We start from the raw sequence: 24,469 nt of genomic DNA on the forward strand, positions 1-24,469 counted from the left end.
ATCGAATAAAACCCAAGTTTATTGGACTCTACGCCAGTTCGATGACTGGGCAGCCCGCGGGTTCTGGATCATCGACGTTTAATTGATTTAGGTTAATGAATCGTCTTTCCCGCCCCGCTGCGGGGCGGTTCCGGCTCGTGGGGCTCGAGATGGGACTCGGCCTTGTGCAGCAGGCGTTCGAGATCGACGACTTGGATGTGTCCGGCAGCGGTCTGGATGATGCCCTCGTGCTTGAAGCGGTTGAGCAGGCGATTCACCACCACGCGCACGCTGCCGATCAGCCGGGCGATGTCGTCGTGTACCAGGCCGTGCAGCAGGCCGTGCGGACCGTCGTCGGTTTCGATGTGCCGCAGGAGCAGGTGCGCGAGACGGGCGGAGGTCTCGTGCAGCGCCAGATCCTCGGCCAGTTCGGCGAGTTCCCGGAGGCGCGCCGCGGCGGCGAGCATCATCGACTGGCGCAGCATGGGGTAGCGGTGCATCCAGGCGTGCCAACGGTTCAGCGGTGCGGATACGACTTCGGTCTCATCCAGTGTTTCCGCGATTACCTGATGCGGCTTGCCGTCGAGCAGCGTGATGATGTTGTGGCCATCGCCCGGACGCAGCAGGTACAGCGTGATGATGCGTGCCGTGACCGGGTGCTCCGCCTCCACGCGGACCCGGCCACGCAGCAGCAGATAGAAACGCTCCGCCGTGTCGGCGGCGGGCATGACCTGCAAGCGCTTGGGCCACTGCACAGGGTGCAGACCGTTGGCGATTTCGCGCAGTTCGTGTTCCTGCAGCGCGGCGAACATGGGCAGTATGCGCAGCCGCGAGCTGTCCGGCGGCGGGCTCATGCGCGTCTCTCCGCTGCCGGGCACATCAGTAGCGCACCGGGCGCACGTAGGCATCGAGGCCGGCGAAGCGGGCCGCGATGCCGAGTCTTTCCTCGATGCGCATCAGCTGATTGTACTTTTCCACACGTTCGCCGCGGGCCGGGGCGCCGGTCTTGATGTGGCCGGCGTCGAGGGCCACCACCAGGTCGGCGATGAAGCTGTCCACCGTCTCGCCGGAACGATGCGAGACGAAGGCGCCCCAGCCGTGGTCGCGGGCGAGCCGGGCAGCGGCGATGGTTTCGCTGAGCGTGCCGATCTGGTTGGTCTTGATCAGCACCGCGTTGGCGATGTTTTCCTCGATGCCGCGGGCGATGATTGCCGGATTGGTGCAGAAGACGTCGTCGCCGACGAGTTCGATGCTGCTGCCGAGGGTCTGGTTGAGGCGCTTCCAGCCGTCCCAGTCGTCCTCGGCCATGCCGTCCTCGATCAGGACGATGGGGTAGTTCGCAACCAGTTTGGCGTAATAGTCGACCATTTCGCCGGCTTCTAGGCGGCGCTTCTCGGTGTGCAGTGCGTAAGCGCCATCCTTGAAGAATTCACTGGAGGCGGGGTCGATGGCGATGCCGACGTCCGGCCCGGCACGTAGGCCGGCGGCGCCGATGGCCTCGACGATCAGCTCCAGCGGTTCCTCGTTGCTACGGACGTGGGGGGCGAAACCGCCCTCGTCGCCGACACCGACCGAAAGTCCCCGCTTTTCCAGCAGCGCGAGCAGGGCGTGATAGATCTCGGCGCCCCATTCGACGGCCTCCCGCAGGCTGCCTGCGCCGTAGGGTGCGATCATGAATTCCTGAAAGTCGGCACCCTGCCAGTGGGCGTGCACGCCGCCGTTGAGGATGTTCATGTGCGGCACCGGCAGGCGCGTGGCAGCGGGGCCGCCGAGATAGGCATACAGCGGTAGATCGCTGGCCATGGCCGCGGCACGCGCGACCGCGAGCGACACCCCAAGCAGGGCGTTGGCACCGAGATGGGACTTGTTGTCGGTGCCGTCTAGGCCGATCAGGGTTTCATCAATGGCGGCCTGTTCGCGCGCGTCGAGGCTGATCAGATCCGGGGCGATGATGTCGTTGACGTGCGCGACGGCCTTGCGCACGCCCTTGCCGCCGAAGCGCCCGACGTCGCCGTCGCGCAGTTCGACCGCCTCGCGGGAGCCGGTGGAGGCGCCGGAAGGTACGGCGGCACGCCCGCAGATGCCGTTTTCGAGGATGCAGTCGACCTCGACGGTTGGATTGCCGCGCGAATCGAGAATCTCGCGCGCGGTCAGCGAGGCAATGGTGGCGTCGTTCATGGCGGACTCCTGTGTGCGGCGATGTTGGTTGCCGTCAGTCGATGTCGAAGCCGGGCACGATCTCGACCCGGTTGGTGGTGCCGGGGTGTCCGCGGGACGGTCCCTCGGTGAAGATGAGCGGATGCCCGACGAGCCGGTGCGTGTGAAGCCAGTCGTGGGCGATCGATTGCCAGTCGCGGGCGTCGCCGCCGACGTGCACCGGATGCACACCGTAGCTGAACAGCAGTCGCTGGCAGGTGGCGGCATGGCGCGACAGGGCAATCGTCCACGATGACAGGTGGAAGCGAGCGATGCGCCTGGCCGTGGCACCGGTTTCGGTCGGCGTGAACACGTAGGGTGCGTGCAGGCGTCGGGCTGCGGTGACCACGTTGAGCGAAACGACGTCCTCGATGTCCATGCGGCCGGTTTCCTGGGCGTCACCGCCGGGGGCAAAGTCCTCGCGTACCGCCTCGGCGCGGCGTGCGATGCGCCCCAACATCCGGACGGCTTCCACCGGGTAGGCGCCGATGGCGGATTCCTCGGAGAGCATCACGCAGTCGGTGCCATCGAGCACGGCGTTGGCCACGTCGGTCGCCTCGGCGCGGGTCGGTCGGCTGTGATCGACCATGGATTCGAGCATCTGGGTGGCGGTGATCACGGGCTTTCCCGCGGCATTTGCCTTGCGGATCAGACGCTTCTGCACGAAGGCAATCGATTCGATGGGGGTTTCCACGCCCAGGTCGCCGCGTGCGACCATGCAGCCGTCGGCGGCTTCGAGGATTTCATTCAGATGCCGCAGGGCGGAGGCGCGCTCGATCTTGGCGATAAGGTAGGGGGCGGCGCCCAGCGCCCCGGCCTCGCGGCGTACCCGCTCGATGTCCGCCGCACGCTCGACGAAGGAGATGCTGACTGCGTCCACGCCCTGCTCGCAGGCGAAGGCGAGCAGGTGCTGATCGCGTTCGGTAAAGGCCGGGATCGCGACATGGAGTCGCGGGATGTTGAGTCCCTTGTGCGAGCGTAGTTCGCCACCCACCACGACCCGGCAGCGCACTTCAGGCGGGGCGACCTCGCGTACCTTGAGCTGGATAAACCCGTCGTTGAGAAAAATCGAGTCGCCGCGGCGGACGGCAGCGGGCAGAGCATGAAAGCCGGGTACGCAAACGCGCGTCGAGTCGCCTTCGATATCCTCGGTGGTGAGTGTGAAGCTGCTGCCCTGATGCAGTCTCAGCGGGTCCGGGACGAGTCGGCCGATGCGCAGCTTGGGGCCGGGCAGGTCGGCGAGCACCGCCACCGGCAGGCCGGTCTGGGCAGCGGCCTCGTGCAGGCGGCGGATGGTTGCCGCGTGGCTGTCGGTATCGCCGTGGGCGAGATTGATGCGCGCAACGCTCATGCCGGCGCGCAGCATCCGGCGCAGCGTGCCCGGCCGGTCGGAGGCCGGCCCGATGGTGCATACGATCTTGGTCTTGTGTGGGCGCAGCGGGGACACGTCAATGCCCGCGGTAGATCTGCAGCGCCTGTTCCAGCGTCGCGTCCTCGACGCTGAGTGCGCTGATCGCGTTGCACAGACGGATGGCTTCGTCGAGAGAGCGCTGGTGGATATTACGCCCGGTGGCGCTGCCAGCGATACCGGCAGCGTGAATCTGAGTATGCAGACGTTCGAGAAAACCTTCGGCCGTAGTCTCTCCGCCGCCCGCGCAGACGACGCCAGTCCGTCCGGCTGCGCGTACCGCCTCGCGCAGCACTCCGGCTTCGCCCCGGGGAGCGTTCACCTTGGCGAAATCAGCACCCAGGCAGGCGACCAGCCCGGCGACACCGGCGATCAGATGCGGATCGTGCTCGTCCGTGATCTGCTGGCCGCGCGGGTATGCCCAGATGACTGCGAGCATGCCGTGCTGATGCGCTTCGAAGATGATGCGGGCCGCTTCGGCCAGCATGACGGATTCGTGCTGGCTGCCTGGATAGATGGTGTAGCCGACGCCGAGAATGTTGAGCCCGGAGCTGTCGCGCAGACGGACGATCTGCGACACCTCGTGCCACTGGCGACTCAGGGGGTCGCCCGCGGCGGTAGGTATCAGATTGGTCTTGGCGTTGAGCTTGACCAGATAGGGAATGGTGGCGTAGTCCGGTCCGTAACGGGCGATCAGGCCAAGCTGGGTGGCGAACAGGCCGATGCGTGCCTGCGAGGCGATGCGGAACAGATGCTCCGGATCGCCGTCGTCCTCGGCCACGTCATCGCCGATGAAATCGTTGTTGAGGTGTTCGACCTTCTGATCTCCGGCCATCAGCATCAGCCGTCCGCTGCCCTGCGTGGCGCGGTCTATGTTGGTGAGATAGGTCAGCCGCTCGCCGTCGGGGACATCGGCGGGCACGTGGAATCTGGCGGTCATGGCGGTCTCCTTGTCGGGTGTGCGCACGGCCCGCCCGTTCAGGGTTTTTCCAGGCGTCGGCGCAGGGCCTCGCCGGTGGCGGCGACGATGGGGTGCACGGGCGCGGTCAGCCGTGGATGGCTGCCGAACTGGAAGCTGGCAAGGTCGGTGGCGGTCGCGCGCAGCTGGATGGCAACGGCGAGGATGTTGAGTATTTCGGCCGTCGTCGGGCCGCCGATCACCTGCCCGCCGATCAGCCGCTCGCTATTGGCGTCGAACACCAGCCGACAGTGCAGTTCGTGGGTTCCGGGCATGGTGGCCGGATGATGATCGGGCATGCGGATGTCGCCAGTGAAGACCTCGAAGCCGATGTTCTCGGCGCTCGCCTCGGTGAGCCCGGCCACGCCGAAGGCCAGTTCGTCGATCTGGCTGGCGTACACGGAGATGGAGCCGGCGTTGCTGCGCGGTAGCTTGAGGCCGTAGAGATTCATCCCCGCAATGCGTCCCTCGGCGGCGGCCTGCGAGGCGAGCAGGGCGTGGTTGGCATGGCGGGTGAAGAAATCCTGTTTGTGCGCGCAGTCGCCGACTGCGAAGACGTGAGGATCTTCGCGGCTTTGCTGGAAGCCGTCGACCCAGACCCCGCCTGAGCGCGACAGGGTCAGCCCCATGTCACCGGCGAGCGTGGTGTTGGGGCGAGTGCCGATGGCGATCAGTACGGCTTCGGCAGCCAGCGTGCCGCCGTCGTTCAGGCGGATGCCGCCGACCCGCTTGGGGTCGGTGCCTGCGGTGATCGCTTCTACCGTGGCGCCGGTATGGATGCGCACGCCGAGCGCGGTCAGGCGCTGTTCCACCGCGACGCAGGCGTCGAGGTCGAATGACGCGCCGAGGAGGTGCGGGCGCTGTTCGATGAGGTGTACCTCGATCCCGCGTTTGCGCAGTTCGTCGGCGAATTCGACGCCGATGAATCCGCCGCCGAGGATGGCCAGGCGCTTGACGCCCGGCAGGGTTTCGCTGAGCAGCGTATCGAGATAGTCGTAATCCTTGTGTATCTCGAACACGCCCTGAAGGTCACGCCCCTCGATGGGGGGAACGAAGGGAGTGGAGCCGGTGGCGATGACCAGGCGGTTCCAGGCGATTCGGCGGCCGTCCTCGAGCAGGGCGGTGCGTGCGTTGCGATCTGCCGATGCGATGCGCCCGGTGAGAATCTGCCCGCCGGCAGCCAGGAACGGGGCACGGCCGGCGAGGTCCTCGTCGGTGCCGCCGAGGGTGCCGAAGATATAGGGAATACCGCAGGGTACCACGGCCTCTTCCTCGGGACGGATCAGGGTGACGTGGCGCGAGGGCCAGAATTGCGCGGCGGTGATGCCGCACATCATGCCGGCGGGGCCGCCGCCGACGATCAGGACGTCGGTTTCGATGTCGTGGTCTTGCATGCGCGTGTCTCCAGGGGGTTGCGCGTGCGCAGTGCCGGGCAGGCCGGCGTGCGAATGCGCATCAGTAGGCAGCGCACGGCGCGCAGGCGCCAGCGCTGAACGCCCCAGATTTGAGCGGGGTCAATATTTGTCCCGTGTCCCGTGTCCCGTGTCCCGTGTCCCATTGCGTCACGCCTGCAGATCCCTGCGATGGTGGGCGACCCGGGCCAGCGAAAGCGAGGCGAGGCGCACAGCTTCGGGGTCCGAGCGTGAGGTCAGCACGATCGGTATCGTCGCGCCGAGGACGATACCCGCGAAGCGGGCACCGGCCAGGTATTCCAGATCCTTGTACAGGATATTGCCGGAAACGAGGTCGGGTGCGAGCAGGATGTCGACGTCGCCGGCGACCGGGCTCTCTATGCCCTTGATGCTGGCCGATTCGCTGGAGATGGCATTGTCGAAGGCCAGTGGTCCGTCCACGATGGCGTTCCTGATCTGGCCGCGTTCGGACATCTTGGCGAGGCAGGCCGCGTCGATGGTCGAGGTGACGGCGGGATTGACCACCTCGATGGCCGACAAGGCCGCGGCCTTGGGACGGTCGGTGCCGAACAGGCGTACCAGATCGACGGCGTTCTGCAGGATTTGCGCCTTGGTGGCGAGGTCGGGGGTGATGTTGATCGCCGCGTCGGTGATGTAAAGCAGTTTGGGGTAGCGGTCCAGTTCGGCGGCGAAGACGTGCGAGATGCGTTCGGAGGTGCGTAGTTCTTTGATGATCGGATGCAGGAATTCTGCGGTGTGCAGATGTCCCTTCATCAGCAGCTTGACGCGGCCGGCCTTGGCCTCTTCCACTCCGGCTTCGGCGGCTTCCTCCGGGCTGTGCGCGTCGAGAATGGGGTGGTCGCAGCCGAGTTCCTCGCACATCGGCTCGATGATGCTGCGCTGCCCGATCAGCAACGGTTCGATCAGCCCCTCGCGGGCGGCCGAGATGGCCGCCTCGAGCACGTGACGCTCGCTGGCATCCACCACGGCCGTCGGCGCCGGATCGATCTGTTTGGCCTCGCGGATGAAGTCGTCGAGTTGTCGGATGTCATTCGGCATGGTGGGTAACCAGGGTTTCGTGGACGTGTCGGGCGATCATCGCATCCTCGTCGGTGGCGACGACCTCGACCGCACAGCGGGCGGTCGGTGTGGAGATTCGTTCGGCATGGGTATCGTTGGCCAGGGTATCCAGCTCGATACCGAGATATTCGAGGCCGCGGCAGACCCTCCAGCGCACGGCGGCGGCGTGTTCGCCGATTCCGCCGGTGAACACCAGTCGGTCCAGGCCGCCGAGCACGGCGGCATAGGCGCCGATCGTCTTGCGTACGTGATAGGCGAACAAGGAAACGGCCAGCCTCGAGTCGGGCGTATCGTCTGCCAGCAGCGTGGCCATGTTGGCGCTGTGCCCGGAGACGCCTAGCAGGCCGGATTCGCGGTCAATCACATGCTCCAGCGCAGTGGGGTCCAACCCCTCGGTGCGTGCAAGGTAGAGCATGACGCCAGGATCCAGATCGCCGCTGCGGGTGCCCATCATAATGCCCCCGCTGGGGGTGAAGCCCATGCTGGTATCCACGCAGCGACCGTGCAGCACGGCGCTCAGACTGGCCCCATTACCGAGATGGGCGATCACCAGGCGACCGAGCGCGCGCGACCCCAGCTTGCGCAATACGTATTCATAGGAAAGCCCGTGAAACCCGTAGCGGCGCAGGCCGGCTTCGCGGTAGCGCTGCGGCAGGGGCAGGGTGTGAGCTACCTCGGGCAATGTGGCGTGGAACGCGGTGTCGAAGCACGCGACCTGGGGGCTGTGCGGAAAATGGCGCAGGGCTGAGCGGATCGCGGCCAGCGCAGGCGGGTTGTGCAGCGGCGCGAGCGGCGTCACTGCATCGAGGCGATCGAGCAGTTCTGCGGTGACGAGGGCTGGGCGGTCTAGTCCTCCACCGTGTACCACGCGGTGACCGAGTGCATCGACCCGAGACGGGTTCAGCGCCTGAACCAATACAGGAAAAGCTTCGTGATGATCTGCCAACGGGCGATTTTCGGTATGGCCTTTGACCTCCAATGCGGCTTCCGGGCGTCCGATTTCGCTCGCGGAGGCCTCACCCAGGCGGATTTCGGTGCCGTCGTCGGCGATGCGGTAGAGCGCGAGTTTGAGCGAGGACGACCCCGCGTTGACGCACAGGCAGTGCAGCTCTTCCGCCGGGCTCACGGCAGATCCTCGCTATGGTGTTCTTCGAGCGTCCGGCCATGGCCCTCGATCCGGAACAGCCAGGTGCTGGCGAGGCCGAGCAGACTCACCACGGCCATCAGCGCAAGCACGCTGGCTACGCCCAGCGCCGACTTGATCAGCGGCAGCAGGAAAACGCCGGCAGTGGCGCCGACCTTGGCGCAGGCGGCGGCGAAACCCGCTGCGGTTGCGCGTACCTGGGTCGGGAACAATTCGGCGGGGAGAATGTAGGTCGTGCTGTTGGGGCCCATGTTCATGCTCAGGTTGAACGTCACGAAGCCGGCGAACACCAGTGCGACGTGATGCGCTGCGCCGCCGTCGAGCAGGGTGCTGGATAGGAGTACGAGCATGCCGGCCGCCATGCCGGCGAAACCTGCGAGTTGCATGCGGATGCGCCCGAATCGGCTAACGGCCCACAGGCCGATCAGAAAGCCTGCGAGCAACGAGATGTCGATGAGCCCGCTGCCGCCCGCCAGCGCTTCGGCACGCGCGAGCGGGTCTGCGGCACTGGCGCCGAAGTGCAGTGAGCCGAGCAGCACGGCGGTGAACAAGCCTACACCATAGGTGGCGACGTCCATCAGTAGCCAGGGCAGGGTGCTGAGCAGCGTCCGTCGCCGGTAGGCAGGGTGAAACAATATGCCAAAACCGGGCGGTTGCGACTGCCGGGACAGTTTGGAAACGTGATGGATCTCGTCGCCGAGACGGGTCGCCAGGGTTTCGAGTTTCTGCCGGTCTTCAGGCACGAGATTTTCCAGTGCATGTACTGCCTCGCGGTTGCGGCCCTGCCCCATTAGCCAGCGCGGGCTTTCCGGAAGATGCAGTCTCGCCACCAGGAACAGGGCGGCGAGCACGGCCTCGCTGGCGAAGAAGAGCCGCCAGGCTTGCGGCGATCCGCTCAGGTGGAGCAAGCCGAGGGCGACCACGGCGGCGAGCAACATGCCGGCCGACTGGCAGGCAATGGTCGCCACCATCATGTGGCTGCGTTCGCGGTGCGGCATGCACTCGGCCACATAGCTGCTGCTGACCGGGAAATCCATGCCGATGGCGATGCCTGCGGCAAGCTGTGTCACGACCAGCAGCCAGGGGTCCCAGGCCAACGCGCCGATGACGGCGGCCAGGGTCAGCAGCCCCATGTCGAGCAGGAACACGGCCTTGCGCCCGAGGCGGTCGGCCAAACGCCCTCCAAGCGAGGCGCCGATCACGGCACCGGCGACCAGGGCGGCACCGAGCAGGCCGGTCTGTGCCGGCGTCAGTGACATGTCGTGGATCAGCAGGGGGATGGCGATGCCGAGCATGAACACGGATAGCCCATCCAGCAGGGTGCCGCCGGCCGAGAGTCCCCAGGCCAGGTAATGCGACAGACTTAGCGGAGATCCGTCGAGCAGAGCGATCAGCGTTGCGTGATCCGGATGTACTAAGCTGGGTGCTTGTGGGCACATATTATGCTGAGTTTCGACACGGGCTGTGGTCGCGATCATAAGATTTGGTCTGAGAGAGACGATGACGAGTCGTGCAAGTGCTTTCCTTATTGATTGAGTATTGGGTTCTGTGAAGGCTTCGTCCAATCAAGTACTACTGAAGCGTACGCTGTCATGGCCTTGATGAGGGCATTCGACTTCAGATGCGATGTATTGTTGCCGGAATGAGTTCGCTCGAGGTATGTGCAACCGCAGCAATAATGATGCCTGATTCTGATTCAGAATATGTGCTTATAGATAAAGATTCGAAAGAGCAGGGAATCTTTCGTAGATTAAAGTAGTCAACATATCTGTCGCTGTAATCGGAATCACACGTACCAACCCTAGCCGGGGGCAGTGGATCATCACTTTGAGGAGCCTGTTGGCCAATGATCTGGCGTTTGAGGTTCGGAAACGCCACGCTTGCAGAGTAGTGTCGACCTCTTCTAGGCCAATTATTGAGCGATTTCTCAGGGCAGGATTACCGCTTTTTCGGATGAGCACATAGGGAGTTCAAATGATCAAAGTAGTTAGGCGTTGAGCCTCTTTTCAGGGTTAAGCGATAACGAACCGTATGGTGATATTGATAATAATCCAGTGCCTACATAGGTGTAGTGTCCGCTCGTTGGCTGATCTGTAATCCAACTGCGCTAATATGGCATGCCAACCCTGTAACACGAGGCTTGTGTGGGAAACCTATGCATTTTCAGGGGCTGTGCCACCAGATTCTCGCGTTCAGGAGGCTGATTGCGCGATAGATTAGACTCTGTCAACATTCACATGAGTTGTATTGGGCATTTGTGCTTTTCAAGACAGGCCTCCTGATCCTCAGTAGGCTGCCAATTGCTGTGTGATTGGCTTTTAGGTCATTGATAAATAAGGAACACCAAGTGAAAGACAAGTCAGCGATTTCTATCATGCTGATAGCCCTATCAGCCTTGCTTTTATTGTCTGGCTGTTCCGGTCCGCCACCAATTCGTACCGCTCCCGTCGTAACTAGCGTGCCGATCTACCGGATAGGCCCTGGGGACGAGTTGCAGATTTATGTGGTAGATCACCCGAATTTATCAACGACTGTGCCGGTAAGACCAGATGGTCGAATATCGATCCCGCTTGTGCAAAACATGCAGGCAGAGGGAGAAACGCCATCAGAGCTTTCGGCAAATCTAGAAAAGGCGCTGGCTCAGTACGTCCGCAACCCGGATGTTACCGTCATCGTGCGTTCCTTCCAGAGCACATACACTTCTGAAGTCCGAATTGTTGGACAGGCGGTCAAGCCACAGGCTATTCCGTATCGTGCAGGAATGACCCTTTTGGATGCGATGACTCAGGTCGGTGGTTTGACGCCCTACGCGGCTGGTAACAGTGCTGAACTCATACGTAAATATGACGGTAAGGATAAGGTCTATCGTGTGAGGCTTGGCGATCTTCTGAATGGCGATATTCATGATAATGCGCTTCTGCAGCCAGGAGATGTGATCATTATTCCTCAAAAGTTGTTCTGAGCATTTTGGGGGAAGTGCTTGGTTCGAAGTATCGGCGTGTGAAGGGCTCTTCGAATAATAAGGCTGCCATTTGTGGACTGCCGTTGATCGAGTAATCAGAACTGCGTGGAGTTGAAGATACATGCATGAGGTGTTTGAAAGACTCAAAAGCGAATTGCTAAACGCGTGGCGATTTAGATGGCAAGGTTTCGCTGCAGTTTGGTTTGTGGCGCTAGTGGGGTGGGCATTTACTTTCACAGTGCCCAATCAATATGCTTCATGGGCGAAGGTGCACGTAGATACTCAGTATGTACTGCGGCCATTGTTGAGTGGGATGGTTGTGGAACCAAATCTTAATCAAGCTGTTCAGCTGCTGACTAGGACAATTTTAAGCCGTCAAAATCTTGAACAAATTGCTAATAATTCAAACCTTAATCTGGGCGGGCTTACGCCCATTCAGAAAGATAAAATGCTGTCAGCTTTAAGAGATCAAATCCACATTTCAAATGTCGGCAATGATCTTTACGACATTGAGTATGCAAACCATGACCCCGCGATTGCAAAAGCTGTTGTTCAGCAGGTGCTGAACATCCTAATGGCCGACGCACTAGGGGCTACTCAAGAAGATTCGTCGTCAGCGCAGAAATTTCTTAAGGAACAATTGGAGAAATATGGCAATGACTTGAACAATGCCGAGAATGTTTTGGCTGAGTTTAAACGTCAAAATCTTGGTTATATGCCATCAGATAATGGGGGGTATGTCACGCAATTACAGATGGCTCAACAGACTAAGGCTCAGTTATTGAATCAACTCGAAGTTAGCCAGTCTGAAATGAAAACGTTAGCCAGTCAAATTAGGGGGATGAGGCAGGGGAAGACCCCGGTCAATCCTGCACAAGATCCGAATGTGTTGGCCTTGAATGCGCAAATCCAGAAAGATAAGCAAACCCTTAGTAATCTCTTGACCCAGTATACAGCGGACTATCCGGGTGTCATCTCACTAGAATCACGCATTAAGCTTGAGCGGAAACAACGGGATGCATTGATCGCAAATTTAAAGAAAAGGGAAACAGATACATTTGACCCGAATAATCCGGTTTATCAAGACATCTCATTACGCGCAAACAAGGTGTCTGTGGAAATTGAGGGAATTAAAACGAAGTTGGGCCAGGTGAACCGTCAAATTGAAAATTTGAAGCACCGAGCCGATAAAATGACAAAAGTCGAAGCGCGGTTGGATGCGCTCACGCGTAATTATCAGGTAACGCAAGATCAGTACAATTCGCTATTGAGACGTCTGTACTCGGCTAAGCTTTCCCAGAGTGCCCAGGCGAGCGGTAATCCGTTAAAATTTCAAATCATTGATCCCCCGATCTTGCCACTTATACCCACTTCTCCCAAACGCCACGTTATGGCCTTTATGGCCATGGTGGTTGCAATTGGTGCAGGTGTGGCTTTGGCATATCTGCTTGCACAACTAAAACCAGTTTTCTTGACGAAGACTGAATTGATGGAGATGTTTTCTCTGCCGGTAGCTGGCGCTATTTCTCTCGCACAAACGACAACCTATCTGAAAGCCCACCGAATTAGAGTGCTGATGTTTGGGGCCGGGTGTGTTGCATTTATCCTGGTCGGGGTGCTGGTGATTGTGTTCTCCAACCAAGGTGCTGAATTAGTGAGAGTTCATTTGCTGGGAGGGACGCTATGAATCTAATCGAGCGAGCTGCAGAAAAGATTCAAAACCAGCAAGTCGAGTCTGATGCAAAATCGATCGATAGTCAGGATACGCCGCTGCCTGATAATGAACATGGAGGAAGACAAGGGTCGATACTCGACCAAATAGGTGAACAAATACTAAATGGCGCTGATGGAGTTCAATCCACTTCCACGGGCACAGCGGATATTGGGGCAACTGTTGAAGTCGACCTAGGAAAAGCCTCTGAAGTGGGGCTATACCCGCCAGCTTCGATTCGAGGCCTTGTTGAAAGTGAGCACCGCAGGGTGAAAAGACCGCTGTTGGCGAGGTTGACGGGGCGTGGAGCAAACCTGGCCGAGTTTGGTGAGCGCATTATGGTAACGAGTGCATTGGAGAACGAGGGTAAGACTTTTACTGCATTTAATCTCGCACTTAGCTTGGCACAGGAACGTGATTGGGAGGTCATATTGATTGACTGCGATGCTGTGCGGCAATCACTGACGGGCTTCATGGGTATGGGTGAGCGGACTGGTTTGCTTGATGTGCTGTCTACTGCATCGATTCCAATAAAAGATGCATTATATCAAACCAATATCCCACATCTGCTGTTTATCCCATCAGGTAAACGTGTACCGGATGCTCCAGAGTTATTGTCCGGTAATAGAATGGGGCAGATTCTGGATCTGCTTACGCAGAAAAGAAATAGAATTTTATTGTTTGATTCGCCTCCGTTGCTGAGTGCGCCAGAGCCATCAGCTTTGGCAGAGTTTGTCGGGCAGATACTGTTCGTAGTCAAGGCTGGAAGCACGCAGCGTCAGGCAGTGGTAGATGCACTTCAGCTGCTTGATAAAACAAAAGCAATCAATTTTGTCCTAAATCAGGTTCGAACAGGTGTTGGCGCAGGGTATGGCCGTTATGAATATTCTAATTATTCTGATAATACATGAAGTATGAGGCGTTCTACTTTACTTATAGATAGTGACTGATAATGATGCTTAAACAATTATTGCTTCATCGATTTACGAAAGCGATTGTATTCTGTTTTTCCAGTTGCGTGGTGTTTGCAGTTAATTCAGAAACGGTTTTTGGGGCTATAAATGCCACTCAAGAATATGGTGGTGCGACGAATGCAAGTTCCTATGACAGTATGGGGTCATACAATCCCTTAGCCTCAAGAGCATCTGGTGCGGGCTCCTGTGTGCCACCGTCTCGCTCATCTTTCCTTCCGGGCGGGAATGTTAATACGCCCCCCCTAGGAGCATATCTTGTACCGGAGCTTGGATTGGCTGAGTTTTATACAAACAATATATATCTGGCGCCTGCTGGGCAGGAACGTTCCGATTCGGCGACCATGATAAGCCCTGCTATCTCTGGATGCACGGTGGGCAGTATTCTCCAGGCGAATTTTAAATACACTGGTGAAGCCGTTAAATATGCCCATACCCCCCCCTCTAATAGTTTTTTTAATCAAGTCAACGGTGATTTCCACGCCCAAATAGTACCTAGCCATTTGTTTCTGGATGGGCAGACTACATATGGCCAAACAGCTATAAATCCATTTCAACCGTATTCATCAAATAACGCTTATTCAGTGCTTGGTAATAGAACAAATATTTGGACGTCAAACCTGAGCCCGTATTGGCTGCAAAGTTTCGGCGCCTTGGGGTTGGGGACGCTAAGGTATACCTATGGTCGAGTTGAGTACAGCAACAGCTCACTTTATAACTCGACCAGCAGAGGGGAAAGTTTCGTTCTTACAAATCCCAGCTACAATACCCATTGGACTTGGACTCTAAACTGGTCTACCAATACGGTACGCTATGGCAAGCTAGGAGAAAATATCTACTTCGACAATGCCTATCTAAGCTTGGGGTACCAGTTGACACATCATCTGCGCCTGTTAGGGACTGAGGGGGTCGAAGATAATTACTTGCCAAATGGTGACATCCAGCGCTACGGAAGCAACTATTGGGATGCAGGGTTTTCCTGGCAAGATATGCGCTTCGCATTTAAAGCACTCTGGGGGCACCGGTTTTTTGGAACTTCATTTAGCTTAAACGCACAATACCATGTGCCTTATATGGCAGTGGGGGTTCAATATACAGAGACCCCTGTAGTCTTGGCTACTCAATATTCTGCTCTTTATAATAATCCTCTGCCCTCGACAATTTCTACCAGTCCGGTACCGCTAAACCAGTCTATCTATGCTGGCGCATATCTGGACAAACGGCTGCAAGCTAATTTTACATATAAGTTCTCGATGAGCACGGTAGATCTTTCCGTGTATGATGAACATAACGACTATTTTGTAAGTCAATTAGGTCGTTATCGCTTGCGCGGTGGTACGGCAACGTGGAGCTGGACACTTTCCGAACGATCGCAGTTAGCTGCGAGCTTTCAACGTGAGAGTGTAATTCAAGACAACCTTGCACCATATTTCTGGAACTATGGGCGGCTCAGCTGGACTTATCTGATATCACCTGTCACTCATTTGTCCTTTACTGTGATGCGCCAAAGTGCCCAATCAATTTATGCTGTTGAACGTTATGCCGCTGATTCGGCAATTCTTCAACTCAATACGAGTTTCTAAGCGATAACTGCCGTCATGTATGAATCATTTTATGGTTTGAGCACGCGCCCATTCGCACTGATACCAGATAGCGGGTTTCTGTTTCCAAGCGTTACTCATCGGCGTGCCTTGTCGTATCTGATTTACGGATTAGGACAGCGTGAAGGCTTCATTGTTATTACTGGTGATATTGGAACCGGGAAGACTCTCACGATACAGGCCATATTGGATTATTTGTCCACCCATCACATACAAGGGGCCCGTATAGCGGCCGCTAATGTTAGGCCTGATGAGGTATTGAGTTTGGTAGCGGCGGCCTTGGGAATGTCCGTACAAGTGACTGGAAAGGCTAATCTACTTGGCGAACTTGAACGTGCATTACTTAAAAAGCATGCGCATGGTGTTTTGTTGATTGTAGATGAAGCGCAAACATTTTCAGTAGAAGCTCTCGAAGAGCTGCGCATATTAAGCAATATGAGCCATAAGGGCAAAGCGCTTGTTCAAATTGCGTTAGTCGGTCAATCGAACCTTCGCGAAGTACTTAATGCGCCTCAAATGGAGCAGTTGCATCAGCGAATTATCGCGTGGCATCAGTTAGAACCATTTAAGCACGAAGAAACAGCCGACTATATACAACATAGATTGAAAACAGCAGGGTGGGCAGGCTCCCCAACCATCGATCCTGAGATTTACACCGAAGTCCAAGAGTGGACGCGCGGTATACCACGTAAGATCAATATCTTGATGGATCGCTTCCTATTGTATGGATATCTCGAAGAGAAGGTGGATCTGACGGTTGAGGATATTCGAACTGTCATCAATGAAATGCAAAATGATGTTGGTTCTCGAGCATGGAATGCACCTGCGTATGTCAACAATGGGTCAACATCTCCGACCTCTATTGACACCTCATTGATCGATTCGGCAATTACAGATGATGTAGGGAATCGTTTGATAGAGTTGGAGCGATCAATGAGTGAATGGCTCGGTGTTTCTGAGATGCAGGACATGTTAATAGATCAGGAGCATTTTGATATCCGCCGTCCAAGCAAGGAAATCGGGTTATCACAAAGAGTAGAGCGGCTTGAGCGGCTCTTCTCAAAGATAAGAAACCAGGCCAGCGCAAGTAAAAGTATCACGAAGAAGTCGCATAACTGATGATTGAAGTCAATTTTTGAAAATCACTAGCACGTGATCACATGACTAAAACACCCAATAAGTATAACAAGTCTATTGATGCCACCCTTGTAAACGCCATGAGTGTGGATGTGGAAGACTACTTCCAGGTATCAGCCTTCGAGGGAATCGTAAATAGGGATGACTGGGGCGACATTAGCCTGCGTGTAGAAACCAATATCGATCGGATACTTGATATATTTGAAACCCGAGATGTGCGAGCGACTTTTTTTACTTTGGGATGGATTGCCGAACGTGCTCCCCAGATGGTTCGTCGAATTGTCGATGCCGGCCATGAAATTGCCAGCCATGGAATGGAGCACCATCGAGTTACCACTTTTGACGCAACTGCTTTTCAGGCTGATGTCAGTCGTTCCAAGGCAATACTTGAAGATATAGCAGGCAAGGCGGTATTAGGCTATCGTGCTCCAAGTTATTCCATAGGTAGGGATAATCTTTGGGCATTGGATGTTTTGGCAGATGTGGGTTTTATTTACAGTTCTAGTATTTACCCGATAGCTCATGATCACTATGGTATGCCTGAGGCGCCTCGATTCGCTTTTAACCCCCGACAGCATGGGGTTTTAGAAATACCTGTGTCCACGTTTCGCTGGTCTGGTCGTAGTTTTCCTTGTGGTGGAGGTGGCTACTTCAGATTTTTCCCATATGCATTGAGTCGCTGGGCGATACAGCGAGTGAACCGCCAAGATCGTCAATCTACTGTTTTCTACTTCCATCCTTGGGAAATCGATCCAGATCAACCTCGAATATCAGGCATCAGTGCAAAGACTCGTTTTCGTCATTACATAAATCTGAATAGGACTGAAAGTCGCCTGCATAGGCTCTTGAGCGATTTTCATTGGGACCGCATGGATCGCGTTTTCGCTTCAGAGATCAAGAATCCTCACATGGAGGTGCCCGCAGATGCAGGTGCATGAATTAGAGGAAAGCGATATCACCCGCTGGGATGCTTTTGTGGATCATCATTCTGATGCCACATTCTTTCATAAGGCTGGATGGCGAGAAGTCATCGAAAAAGCATTTGGTCACCGTTGTTACTACCTGATGGCGGAAGACGGGAATGAGGTCGTCGGTATATTGCCTTTGGCTCGTGTGCACAGCAGATTGTTTCATGATGCATTGATATCCACGCCTTTTTGTGTGTATGGCGGCCCGGTTGCGCGAGATGACTCCGTGTTGGACGCATTGCTTGATGCAAGTGGTAATCTTGCCCGCAAATTAGGTGTCCAGTATGTGGAATTGCGCCAACTCAGGTCATCGCGTCCCGAATGGCCGAATAAATCCTTATATGTGACATTTCGTCGTGAACTGTCTGAGGATCATGATGCCAACATGAAGGCCATACCACGCAAACAACGCGCGGTTATCCGCAAGGGGATTGAAGCAGGGCTGGATGTCCGTGTCGACACAGATGGAATCGACTTCTATCGAGCATATTCAGAAAGTGTACGCAATCTGGGAACCCCCGTTTTTTCTCGAAGATATGTTCGTACACTGTTGCAGGTATTCAGGACCGAAACTGAAATCCTAACTGTACGTCATGGCGATATACCTGTGAGTTCGGTCCTGAGTTTTTATTTTCGTGACCAGGTTTTGCCATATTATGGTGGCGGGACAATGGCGGCGCGCGATCTGAAGGCTTATGACCTGATGTATTGGGAACTGATGCGTCGTGCTGCCGATCGAGGAGTCCGGCTATTCGATTTCGGCCGCAGCAAGCGGGATACTGGTTCGTATAGTTATAAGGTTCACTGGGGATTTGAACCTGAACCGCTTCATTATGAATATGATCTGGTCAAGGCTGATGACATACCTGATGTTAGCCCTGTCAATCCCAAATATGAACGGTTCATTCGTCTATGGCGGCGGCTGCCATTGCCTGTCAGCCAACTATTGGGCCCACCGCTTGCGCGGAGCCTCGGGTAGTGCGCGAGATTCTTTTTTTAGCTCACCGCATTCCATATCCGCCCGACAAGGGTGACAAGATACGCTCTTACAACATCCTGAAGGGACTGGCACAGCAGTACCGAGTGCATCTAGGGGCATTCATTGATGACCCGGACGACATGAAGCATGGCGACCATCTCCGGAGTTTATGCGCGAGTGTCTATCTACCCAGACTACTTCCTCTTGTCGGACAAATACGAGGTCTACCCTCCACCGTAGCAGGGGCGCCTTTATCCGTTGCCCGCTATCGACATACCCGTTTTTCAAACTGGGTGACTACAACGATGAATACTCACCCGATCAACGCGGTATACGCTTTCTCGGCTGCTATAGGCACATATGCGCTTTTGCCTGCTCCATATCCTATGCGTCGCATAATGGATTTTGTAGATGTCGATTCAGAAAAATGGCGCCAATATGCAACATCGAGCCGTTTTCCGATGAACATGATTTATCGCAGGGAGTACAAAACCCTCGCGCACGTAGAACGACAGTTAGCCGAGGCTTTCGATACCTCGATATTCGTTACGGAAGAGGAGGCTGCACTGTTTCGTAACGCAAACCCGAATCTCTCGCAACGTGTATGCGCCATAGGCAACGGTATTGACCTGAATTACTTTGATGCATCTGTTCCCCAGCCGAATCCATATCCGGACGAGGATCCTCGAATCGTGTTCACAGGTGCCATGGACTATCAGGCAAACATCGATGGAGTTGTCTGGTTTTGTCAAAATGTATGGCCGCTCATCAGAGCAGTGGTTTCACGCGCACAATTTTATATTGTGGGTCAGCGCCCATCTCCTGCGGTCAAGAGACTTGAGCTTATACCTGGAGTCGTCGTGACTGGACGAGTGCCTGATGTTAGGCCATACCTGGCACACGCAAATGTCGTATGTGCACCCTTGCGAGTCGGCCGGGGTATTCAGAACAAGGTACTTGAGGCTTTGGCCATGGGGCGCCCCGTAGTGGGTACGGGATCCGCCTGGGAAGGTCTGGGACGCTGCGAAGCCTACTTGGGGGAACGTGTGGATGAACCTGAAGCGTTTGCCAAAGCTGTACTGCAACGTTTGTCTGGACCGCATGAAGATGTTTCCCTTCGCCGAAACTGGCTCATCACACGTTTTAGTTGGGACCATTCTGTTAATGAACTGATCAAATTATTGACCGTTCCACAAGACATTCAGGATGCGAATGCAACACCCAAATTCAGTAGGGGATTGTCTGGATGAGCGCGATGACTGGCTTCAAGAGGCACCGTCAGATAACCCATGGATTCTTTCTGGCATTTCTGCTGCTTTACATCCTTCTTTTTAGCACCTCTCTTTATCGTCTGGCCTGGGTATGGGCCCATGATGGTACTTTTCAATATGGATATTTGATACTGCCGATAAGCGCATTTCTAGTCTGGTCGCGTCGGAAGAATCTGGAGATGGTCGCCTTTAGTCCTAGCCTGCTGGGACTGTTCGCTTTGGTGTCTAGCAGTCTCCTGTGGGGCATAGGCGAATTGGTTGGTGTGCAGTTATTGGAGCAGTTTGCGATTATCGCAATGCTTCCTTCTGGGGTCCTTGCAATTTACGGAACTGCTGCATCAAGGGCGTTACTGTTCCCCTTGGCTTATCTTTTTTTCGCGTTTCCCTGGCCTGCTGGACGAGTGACGGTGTTCCTACAGCATGTCACCGCGGAAATCAGCGTTCATGTGTTGCAGGCAACGGGATTTGTGACCTATTTGCATGGTGTTTTGATTGAGACACCGATCGCGACGTGGCATGTGGCGGACGCCTGTAGCGGCGTCAAGTTCTTTATTGCTTCCCTGGCATTGTCCGCCTTGTACACGAATCTTTTTTATAGATCATGGAAGCGTCGCGCTATTTTCATGGTCATGGCCTTTATCGTACCTATTATCGCCAATGGGTTGCGTGTGTATTTCACGGTGGTCATTGGCGAGGTTTTTGGTGTCAAATACGCAACTGGGACAGATCACCTCATATTTGGATGGCAATTCTTCGGTACGGTGCTGTTCCTGTTTTTTTTGGCGGGTTGGCCATTCAGGCAGGATCAGCCAGACATCCATGTACCCAATATATCTCTCATGTCGAGGCAGCTACAGCCACAGCGTCTGCTGATAGGGTTGTTCGCGGGTATTTTATGTCTCGTATCTGGCCCTGTCTTTGTGCGGGCCGTGGAGGTGCATACACCCGTACTTTCTTTTCATGGTGATATGCCTAAGCAGCATTATGGAGAATGGCAATTGCTGATGGATGGAGCAAACCCATTGGGTGCGCATTACTATAAGCCAGATATAAATATAATGGCCACTTATATCGATGGTATGGCGCATGTCAATCTCGTGGATGTGGCCTATCGCGGTCGTCCTCAGCATGGACGCAAGCTCTTTATGCTGGGTAATCAGTGGTATTCACCGGATCAGTGGCAAACGATAAAGGCTGGGGAACAGGTGCTGACCATGCCTGATTTCAGCAAGGTTCGTATGCAGGTTCTCTCCGGTGACGGAATGCGCATGCTGGTTTGGTATTGGTATGAAGTGAATCATCGGACCGCAACTAACGTACTCGGTGTCAAATGGCATCAACTGCTTGCCCAATCGATGATGATGCCGTTGAATACCCGCATTGTCGTTGTTTCCACACCATTGTCTGGCTCCCAGGACAGGCAACAGGCTGAGGCAGTGCTCGCGCGGTTTGTCCGCGCATTCAGGATGCACGAGGCTGCAAAGCTTCAGCTTGGTACCCTTGCAGAAGGCGTGGGCTGATGCATCTGTCCACGACCTCGGCGTCACTTGGGCGCCCCTTGGTTGCACACATTATCCGTCGACTCGATTACGGTGGCATGGAATCCGTGCTGGTCGATTTGATCAATGGTCTTGAGGTCTCGAGCACCTATCGCCATGTCGTGATTTGTCTGGCGGGTTACACGGATTTTCGTTATCGGATTCAATCTCCGGAGGTTGAGGTCTTTGATCTGGGCAAGCGCGAGGGCAAGGACCTGGCCAGCTATTGGCGCTTGTGGCAGCTGCTGCGCAAATTACGTCCCAGTATCGTCAATACCTATAACATCGCGGCACTGGATACCGCGCCGATCGCACGCCTGGCAGGTTGCCGAGTGGTTCATGCCGAGCATGGATGGACTTCCGGCCGCAGCGCAGTTCCCCATAAATACATACTCCTGCGACGCTGGATGCGGCCGTTTGTAGACCGATTCATTGTGGTGTCGGATGATCTCGCGGACTGGTTGCGCGATGACGTTGGAATGCCGGCCAATAAGGTGTTGTGTATCCATAATGGTGTGAATCCAGGCACATTCGACAGGGCATTCGCGGACAGGGAGCGATCCCGACATCAGTTAGACATGCCACGCCGCGCTTTCGTAGTAGGTACGGTCGCTAGACTGGACCCGGTCAAGGCGCAAACACAATTGGTGCATGCCATCGCAAAGATGAGCGTTTCGGGTGCTCCTGTTGACGCACACCTTTATATCGTCGGCGAAGGCAGCGAGCGGCAGCGGCTGGAAAATACCGCTTCGGAATTGGGCGTCGCCGATCGGGTGCATCTTGCCGGTGCGCGTGACGATGTTCCGGAATGGCTGGCCGCTTTTGACGTCTTTGCCCTGCCATCGACCAACGAAGGGATATCCATCGCCGTGCTGGAGGCCATGGCCGCGGGGCTGCCCGTGGTCGCTACGCGGGTTGGAGGTAACCCGGAGGTGGTGATCGATGAGCAGACCGGTTATCTCGTTCCGGTTGGAGACGTCGATGCTCTGACCAAGGCGCTGGATCGGTATCGCGCAGATCCGGCGCTCGCCAAGGCGCATGGATCGGCAGGGCAGGCGCGCATGCGTCAGGAATTTTCCCTGGATGCCATGATCGCCCGTTATCGAGCGTTATATGATGCCCTGATTGGAATCCATCCGGGACTGAAAGCGAGGGGGGCGGCTTGATATGTGTGGTATCGCCGGACTGATCTGTGGGGAGCAGGACAAGACGCCCGAGCGCCGGTTTCTGGAGGCCATGGGTAATGCCATCGCCCATCGCGGACCCGATCAATCGGGTGAATACGTTGCGCCCGGAATCGGCATTGCCCATCGCAGGCTGTCGATCATCGACCTGACGCATGGTCGCCAGCCGATGATCGGCGGAGATGGACGATGGGTCCTGACCTACAACGGCGAGATCTACAACTTCCAGGAACTGATGACCGAATTGCAGGATATCGGTTACGCCTTTGATGGGCATTCCGATACCGAGGTCCTACTGCAGGCTTGGCGTGCCTGGGGCAGGGCGTGTCTGTCCCGTTTCATCGGCATGTTTGCCTTCGGCCTGTGGGACGGCGAAGCCAGAGAGCTGCATCTCGTTCGGGACCGACTGGGGGTCAAGCCGCTGTACTACGGCCTCACTCGCGAGGGTGATTTCGTGTTCGGCTCGGAGCTCAAGGCCCTGCTCGTCCATGCCGGGCTGGAGCGCACACTCGATCCGATGGCCGTCGAGGAATATCTCGCGCTGGGTTATGTGCCGGATCCCCGCTCCATCCTTACGCAAGTGCGGTCGTTACCGCCCGGGCACACCTTGACTTATCGTGCCGGCGAAGGCCTTCCGGAGCCACAGCCATACTGGGACGTCGACCTGTCCATCAGCCTACAGGGCTCGGAGGATGAGCATGCGCAGGCTTTGCGCGAGCGGATTGCCGATGCAGTCCGCCTGCGGCTGGTTGCCGACGTGCCGCTGGGTGCATTCCTCTCCGGCGGTGTCGACTCAAGCACCGTCGTTGCCCTGATGTCCGGGGAGATGTCCGATCCGGTACAGACCTGCGCCATCGGTTTCGACGATCCTGCGTTCGACGAGACCCCGTATTCTCGCCAGGTGGCCAACCATTTCGGCACCGACCACGACGAGCGGATCGTGCAGGCCGAAGGGCATGAAATGTTTGCGCGTCTGGCCCAGGTCTACGACGCGCCGTTTGCCGACAGCTCCGCCTTGCCGACGCTGGCCGTCTGCGAGCTTGCGCGCCAAAGCGTCAAGGTGGCCCTGTCGGGCGATGGCGGCGACGAGGTCTTTAGCGGTTATCGGCGTTATCGCTGGCATCTGCGTGAGAGTCGCGCGCGCGAACTGGTGCCCGAGGGCCTGCGCAAGCCCGTCTTCGGAATGCTCGGCCGCTGGTACCCCAAGGCCGACTGGGCACCCCAGGTCCTGCGTGCAAAAACCACCTTCCAGGCCCTTGCCAGAGATACCGTCGAGGCCTATTTCCATACCATGTCCTCGGTGCCGGCGAGCATCCGCCAGCGCCTCTACAGCAAGGCATTCGCCAGCGACCTTCAGGGGTATTCCGCGCTGGAGGTATTCCGCACGCACGCACGCCGCGCACAAACCGACGACCCGCTGCGCATTGCCCAGTATCTCGATCTCAAGACCTGGCTGCCGGGCGACATCCTCACCAAGGTAGACCGCGCGAGCATGGCCCATGCGCTGGAGGTCCGGGTGCCCCTGTTGGATCACCGCGTCGTGGAGTGGGGGCTCTCGTTGCCGACCGAGGAGAAGATCCAGCGGGATGAAGGCAAATACCTGCTCAAGCGTGCCATGGAGCGGGATCTGCCTCACGACATCATCTACCGACGCAAACAGGGTTTCTCCATCCCTCTCAAACAGTGGTTCCGTGGCCCGTTGGCCGCCCCCTTCGAACGTCTGCTGGAGCGCTCGGCGCTGGCCGATTCCGGGCTTTTTTCCATGGAAGCACTCGCGGGTCTGTGGCGCGAGCACAAGAGCGGGTTGAGCGACCACGGCGTCGTCCTGTGGAGTCTGCTGATGCTCAATGGTTCGCTGGAACATCTGATGAATGTACCGACGGCAGGTCTCCCATCGGCATCGAATCCAGTGCGCAGCACGGCATGAATATCGTCGCTTGGCAGGGTGTCCGGGGCGGGCGGGGCTGAAA

General features: G+C 56.7%; 19 protein-coding genes. 11 read left to right on the plus strand and 8 right to left on the minus strand.

Features of this window, described 5'->3' with window-relative positions; genetic code table 11:
* Positions 1-92 precede the first annotated feature (92 nt).
* The 8 genes from BJI67_RS06810 to BJI67_RS06845 form a co-directional block, all read right to left on the minus strand.
* Positions 93-833, minus strand: coding sequence for a Crp/Fnr family transcriptional regulator (locus tag BJI67_RS06810; protein WP_197513343.1), 741 nt, complete (start codon positions 831-833; stop codon positions 93-95).
* A gap of 25 nt (positions 834-858) precedes the next feature.
* The gene (gene eno, locus BJI67_RS06815; protein ID WP_070072394.1) at positions 859-2,157 is read right to left on the minus strand and encodes a phosphopyruvate hydratase; all 1,299 of its coding nucleotides are present in this window, start codon (positions 2,155-2,157) and stop codon (positions 859-861) included.
* A gap of 34 nt (positions 2,158-2,191) precedes the next feature.
* The gene (gene pyk / locus BJI67_RS06820) at positions 2,192-3,622 is read right to left on the minus strand and encodes a pyruvate kinase (RefSeq protein ID WP_407922809.1); all 1,431 of its coding nucleotides are present in this window, start codon (positions 3,620-3,622) and stop codon (positions 2,192-2,194) included.
* A gap of 1 nt (position 3,623) precedes the next feature.
* Complete coding sequence (locus BJI67_RS06825; RefSeq protein WP_070074019.1) at positions 3,624-4,523, minus strand: beta/alpha barrel domain-containing protein; 900 nt, start codon at positions 4,521-4,523, stop codon at positions 3,624-3,626.
* 38 nt (positions 4,524-4,561) lie between these two features.
* A complete protein-coding gene (locus BJI67_RS06830) occupies positions 4,562-5,935 on the minus strand; it encodes an NAD(P)/FAD-dependent oxidoreductase (RefSeq protein WP_070072395.1) in 1,374 nt (457 codons plus the stop codon).
* Between the two features lie 168 nt (positions 5,936-6,103).
* On the minus strand, positions 6,104-7,012 hold the full coding sequence (locus tag BJI67_RS06835; RefSeq protein WP_070072396.1) for a bifunctional enoyl-CoA hydratase/phosphate acetyltransferase: 909 nt from the start codon (positions 7,010-7,012) through the stop codon (positions 6,104-6,106).
* A complete protein-coding gene (locus BJI67_RS06840; RefSeq protein ID WP_083250700.1) occupies positions 7,002-8,159 on the minus strand; it encodes an acetate/propionate family kinase in 1,158 nt (385 codons plus the stop codon). Before BJI67_RS06840 ends, BJI67_RS06835 begins: the two co-directional genes overlap by 11 nt.
* Positions 8,156-9,616, minus strand: a complete 1,461-nt coding sequence (locus BJI67_RS06845; RefSeq protein WP_197513344.1) for an MFS transporter — start codon at positions 9,614-9,616, stop codon at positions 8,156-8,158. The genes BJI67_RS06840 and BJI67_RS06845 overlap by 4 nt, the downstream gene beginning before the upstream one ends.
* A gap of 908 nt (positions 9,617-10,524) precedes the next feature.
* On the opposite strand from BJI67_RS06845, the gene BJI67_RS16730 reads away from it, so the two are divergent.
* The 11 genes from BJI67_RS16730 to BJI67_RS06890 all read left to right on the plus strand — a co-directional run bounded on the left by BJI67_RS16730 (position 10,525) and on the right by BJI67_RS06890 (position 24,426).
* Positions 10,525-11,139 (plus strand): XrtA/PEP-CTERM system exopolysaccharide export protein, encoded by a 615-nt coding sequence (locus BJI67_RS16730; RefSeq protein WP_231940912.1) that lies wholly within the window; start codon positions 10,525-10,527, stop codon positions 11,137-11,139.
* A gap of 121 nt (positions 11,140-11,260) precedes the next feature.
* Positions 11,261-12,826, plus strand: a complete 1,566-nt coding sequence (locus tag BJI67_RS06855; RefSeq protein WP_083250701.1) for an XrtA system polysaccharide chain length determinant — start codon at positions 11,261-11,263, stop codon at positions 12,824-12,826.
* Positions 12,823-13,761, plus strand: coding sequence for an AAA family ATPase (locus tag BJI67_RS17360; protein ID WP_156782055.1), 939 nt, complete (start codon positions 12,823-12,825; stop codon positions 13,759-13,761). The genes BJI67_RS06855 and BJI67_RS17360 overlap by 4 nt, the downstream gene beginning before the upstream one ends.
* Before the next feature lie 41 nt (positions 13,762-13,802).
* On the plus strand, positions 13,803-15,404 hold the full coding sequence (locus BJI67_RS16735; protein WP_083250702.1) for a TIGR03016 family PEP-CTERM system-associated outer membrane protein: 1,602 nt from the start codon (positions 13,803-13,805) through the stop codon (positions 15,402-15,404).
* Between the two features lie 15 nt (positions 15,405-15,419).
* Entirely contained in the window at positions 15,420-16,541 is a 1,122-nt protein-coding gene (locus BJI67_RS06860) for an ExeA family protein (RefSeq protein ID WP_083250703.1), read from the plus strand.
* A 41-nt stretch (positions 16,542-16,582) separates the two neighbouring features.
* Entirely contained in the window at positions 16,583-17,497 is a 915-nt protein-coding gene (locus BJI67_RS16740) for an XrtA system polysaccharide deacetylase (RefSeq protein ID WP_083250704.1), read from the plus strand.
* Complete coding sequence (locus BJI67_RS16745; RefSeq protein WP_083250705.1) at positions 17,484-18,506, plus strand: FemAB family XrtA/PEP-CTERM system-associated protein; 1,023 nt, start codon at positions 17,484-17,486, stop codon at positions 18,504-18,506. Before BJI67_RS16740 ends, BJI67_RS16745 begins: the two co-directional genes overlap by 14 nt.
* The gene (locus BJI67_RS16750) at positions 18,506-19,756 is read left to right on the plus strand and encodes a TIGR03087 family PEP-CTERM/XrtA system glycosyltransferase (protein WP_197513345.1); all 1,251 of its coding nucleotides are present in this window, start codon (positions 18,506-18,508) and stop codon (positions 19,754-19,756) included. Before BJI67_RS16745 ends, BJI67_RS16750 begins: the two co-directional genes overlap by 1 nt.
* Positions 19,753-21,297, plus strand: a complete 1,545-nt coding sequence (gene xrtA, locus BJI67_RS06880) for an exosortase A (protein ID WP_070072403.1) — start codon at positions 19,753-19,755, stop codon at positions 21,295-21,297. Before BJI67_RS16750 ends, xrtA begins: the two co-directional genes overlap by 4 nt.
* Positions 21,297-22,481 carry a TIGR03088 family PEP-CTERM/XrtA system glycosyltransferase gene (locus BJI67_RS06885; protein WP_070072404.1) on the plus strand — a complete coding sequence of 395 codons (1,185 nt, stop codon included), beginning with the start codon at positions 21,297-21,299 and terminating at the stop codon, positions 22,479-22,481. The genes xrtA and BJI67_RS06885 overlap by 1 nt, the downstream gene beginning before the upstream one ends.
* 1 nt (position 22,482) lies before the next feature.
* Positions 22,483-24,426 (plus strand): XrtA/PEP-CTERM system amidotransferase, encoded by a 1,944-nt coding sequence (locus tag BJI67_RS06890; protein ID WP_070072405.1) that lies wholly within the window; start codon positions 22,483-22,485, stop codon positions 24,424-24,426.
* Positions 24,427-24,469: the final 43 nt, after the last annotated feature.

The organism is Acidihalobacter aeolianus, assembly GCF_001753165.1.
Taxonomy (GTDB): Bacteria; Pseudomonadota; Gammaproteobacteria; order DSM-5130; family Acidihalobacteraceae; genus Acidihalobacter; species Acidihalobacter aeolianus.

Excerpts from the sequence above, each read along its gene's own strand:
- BJI67_RS06810 (WP_197513343.1), bottom strand. The coding sequence starts at position 833 with ATGAGCCCGCCGCCGGACAGCTCGCGGCTGCGCATACTGCCCATGTTC.
- eno (WP_070072394.1), bottom strand. The coding sequence starts at position 2,157 with ATGAACGACGCCACCATTGCCTCGCTGACCGCGCGCGAGATTCTCGAT.
- BJI67_RS06825 (WP_070074019.1), bottom strand. The coding sequence starts at position 4,523 with ATGACCGCCAGATTCCACGTGCCCGCCGATGTCCCCGACGGCGAGCGG.
- BJI67_RS06830 (WP_070072395.1), bottom strand. The coding sequence starts at position 5,935 with ATGCAAGACCACGACATCGAAACCGACGTCCTGATCGTCGGCGGCGGC.
- BJI67_RS06835 (WP_070072396.1), bottom strand. The coding sequence starts at position 7,012 with ATGCCGAATGACATCCGACAACTCGACGACTTCATCCGCGAGGCCAAA.
- BJI67_RS06845 (WP_197513344.1), bottom strand. The coding sequence starts at position 9,616 with ATGTGCCCACAAGCACCCAGCTTAGTACATCCGGATCACGCAACGCTG.
- BJI67_RS06855 (WP_083250701.1), top strand. The coding sequence starts at position 11,261 with ATGCATGAGGTGTTTGAAAGACTCAAAAGCGAATTGCTAAACGCGTGG.
- BJI67_RS17360 (WP_156782055.1), top strand. The coding sequence starts at position 12,823 with ATGAATCTAATCGAGCGAGCTGCAGAAAAGATTCAAAACCAGCAAGTC.
- BJI67_RS16735 (WP_083250702.1), top strand. The coding sequence starts at position 13,803 with ATGATGCTTAAACAATTATTGCTTCATCGATTTACGAAAGCGATTGTA.
- BJI67_RS06860 (WP_083250703.1), top strand. The coding sequence starts at position 15,420 with ATGTATGAATCATTTTATGGTTTGAGCACGCGCCCATTCGCACTGATA.
- BJI67_RS16740 (WP_083250704.1), top strand. The coding sequence starts at position 16,583 with ATGACTAAAACACCCAATAAGTATAACAAGTCTATTGATGCCACCCTT.
- BJI67_RS16745 (WP_083250705.1), top strand. The coding sequence starts at position 17,484 with ATGCAGGTGCATGAATTAGAGGAAAGCGATATCACCCGCTGGGATGCT.
- xrtA (WP_070072403.1), top strand. The coding sequence starts at position 19,753 with ATGAGCGCGATGACTGGCTTCAAGAGGCACCGTCAGATAACCCATGGA.
- BJI67_RS06885 (WP_070072404.1), top strand. The coding sequence starts at position 21,297 with ATGCATCTGTCCACGACCTCGGCGTCACTTGGGCGCCCCTTGGTTGCA.
- BJI67_RS06890 (WP_070072405.1), top strand. The coding sequence starts at position 22,483 with ATGTGTGGTATCGCCGGACTGATCTGTGGGGAGCAGGACAAGACGCCC.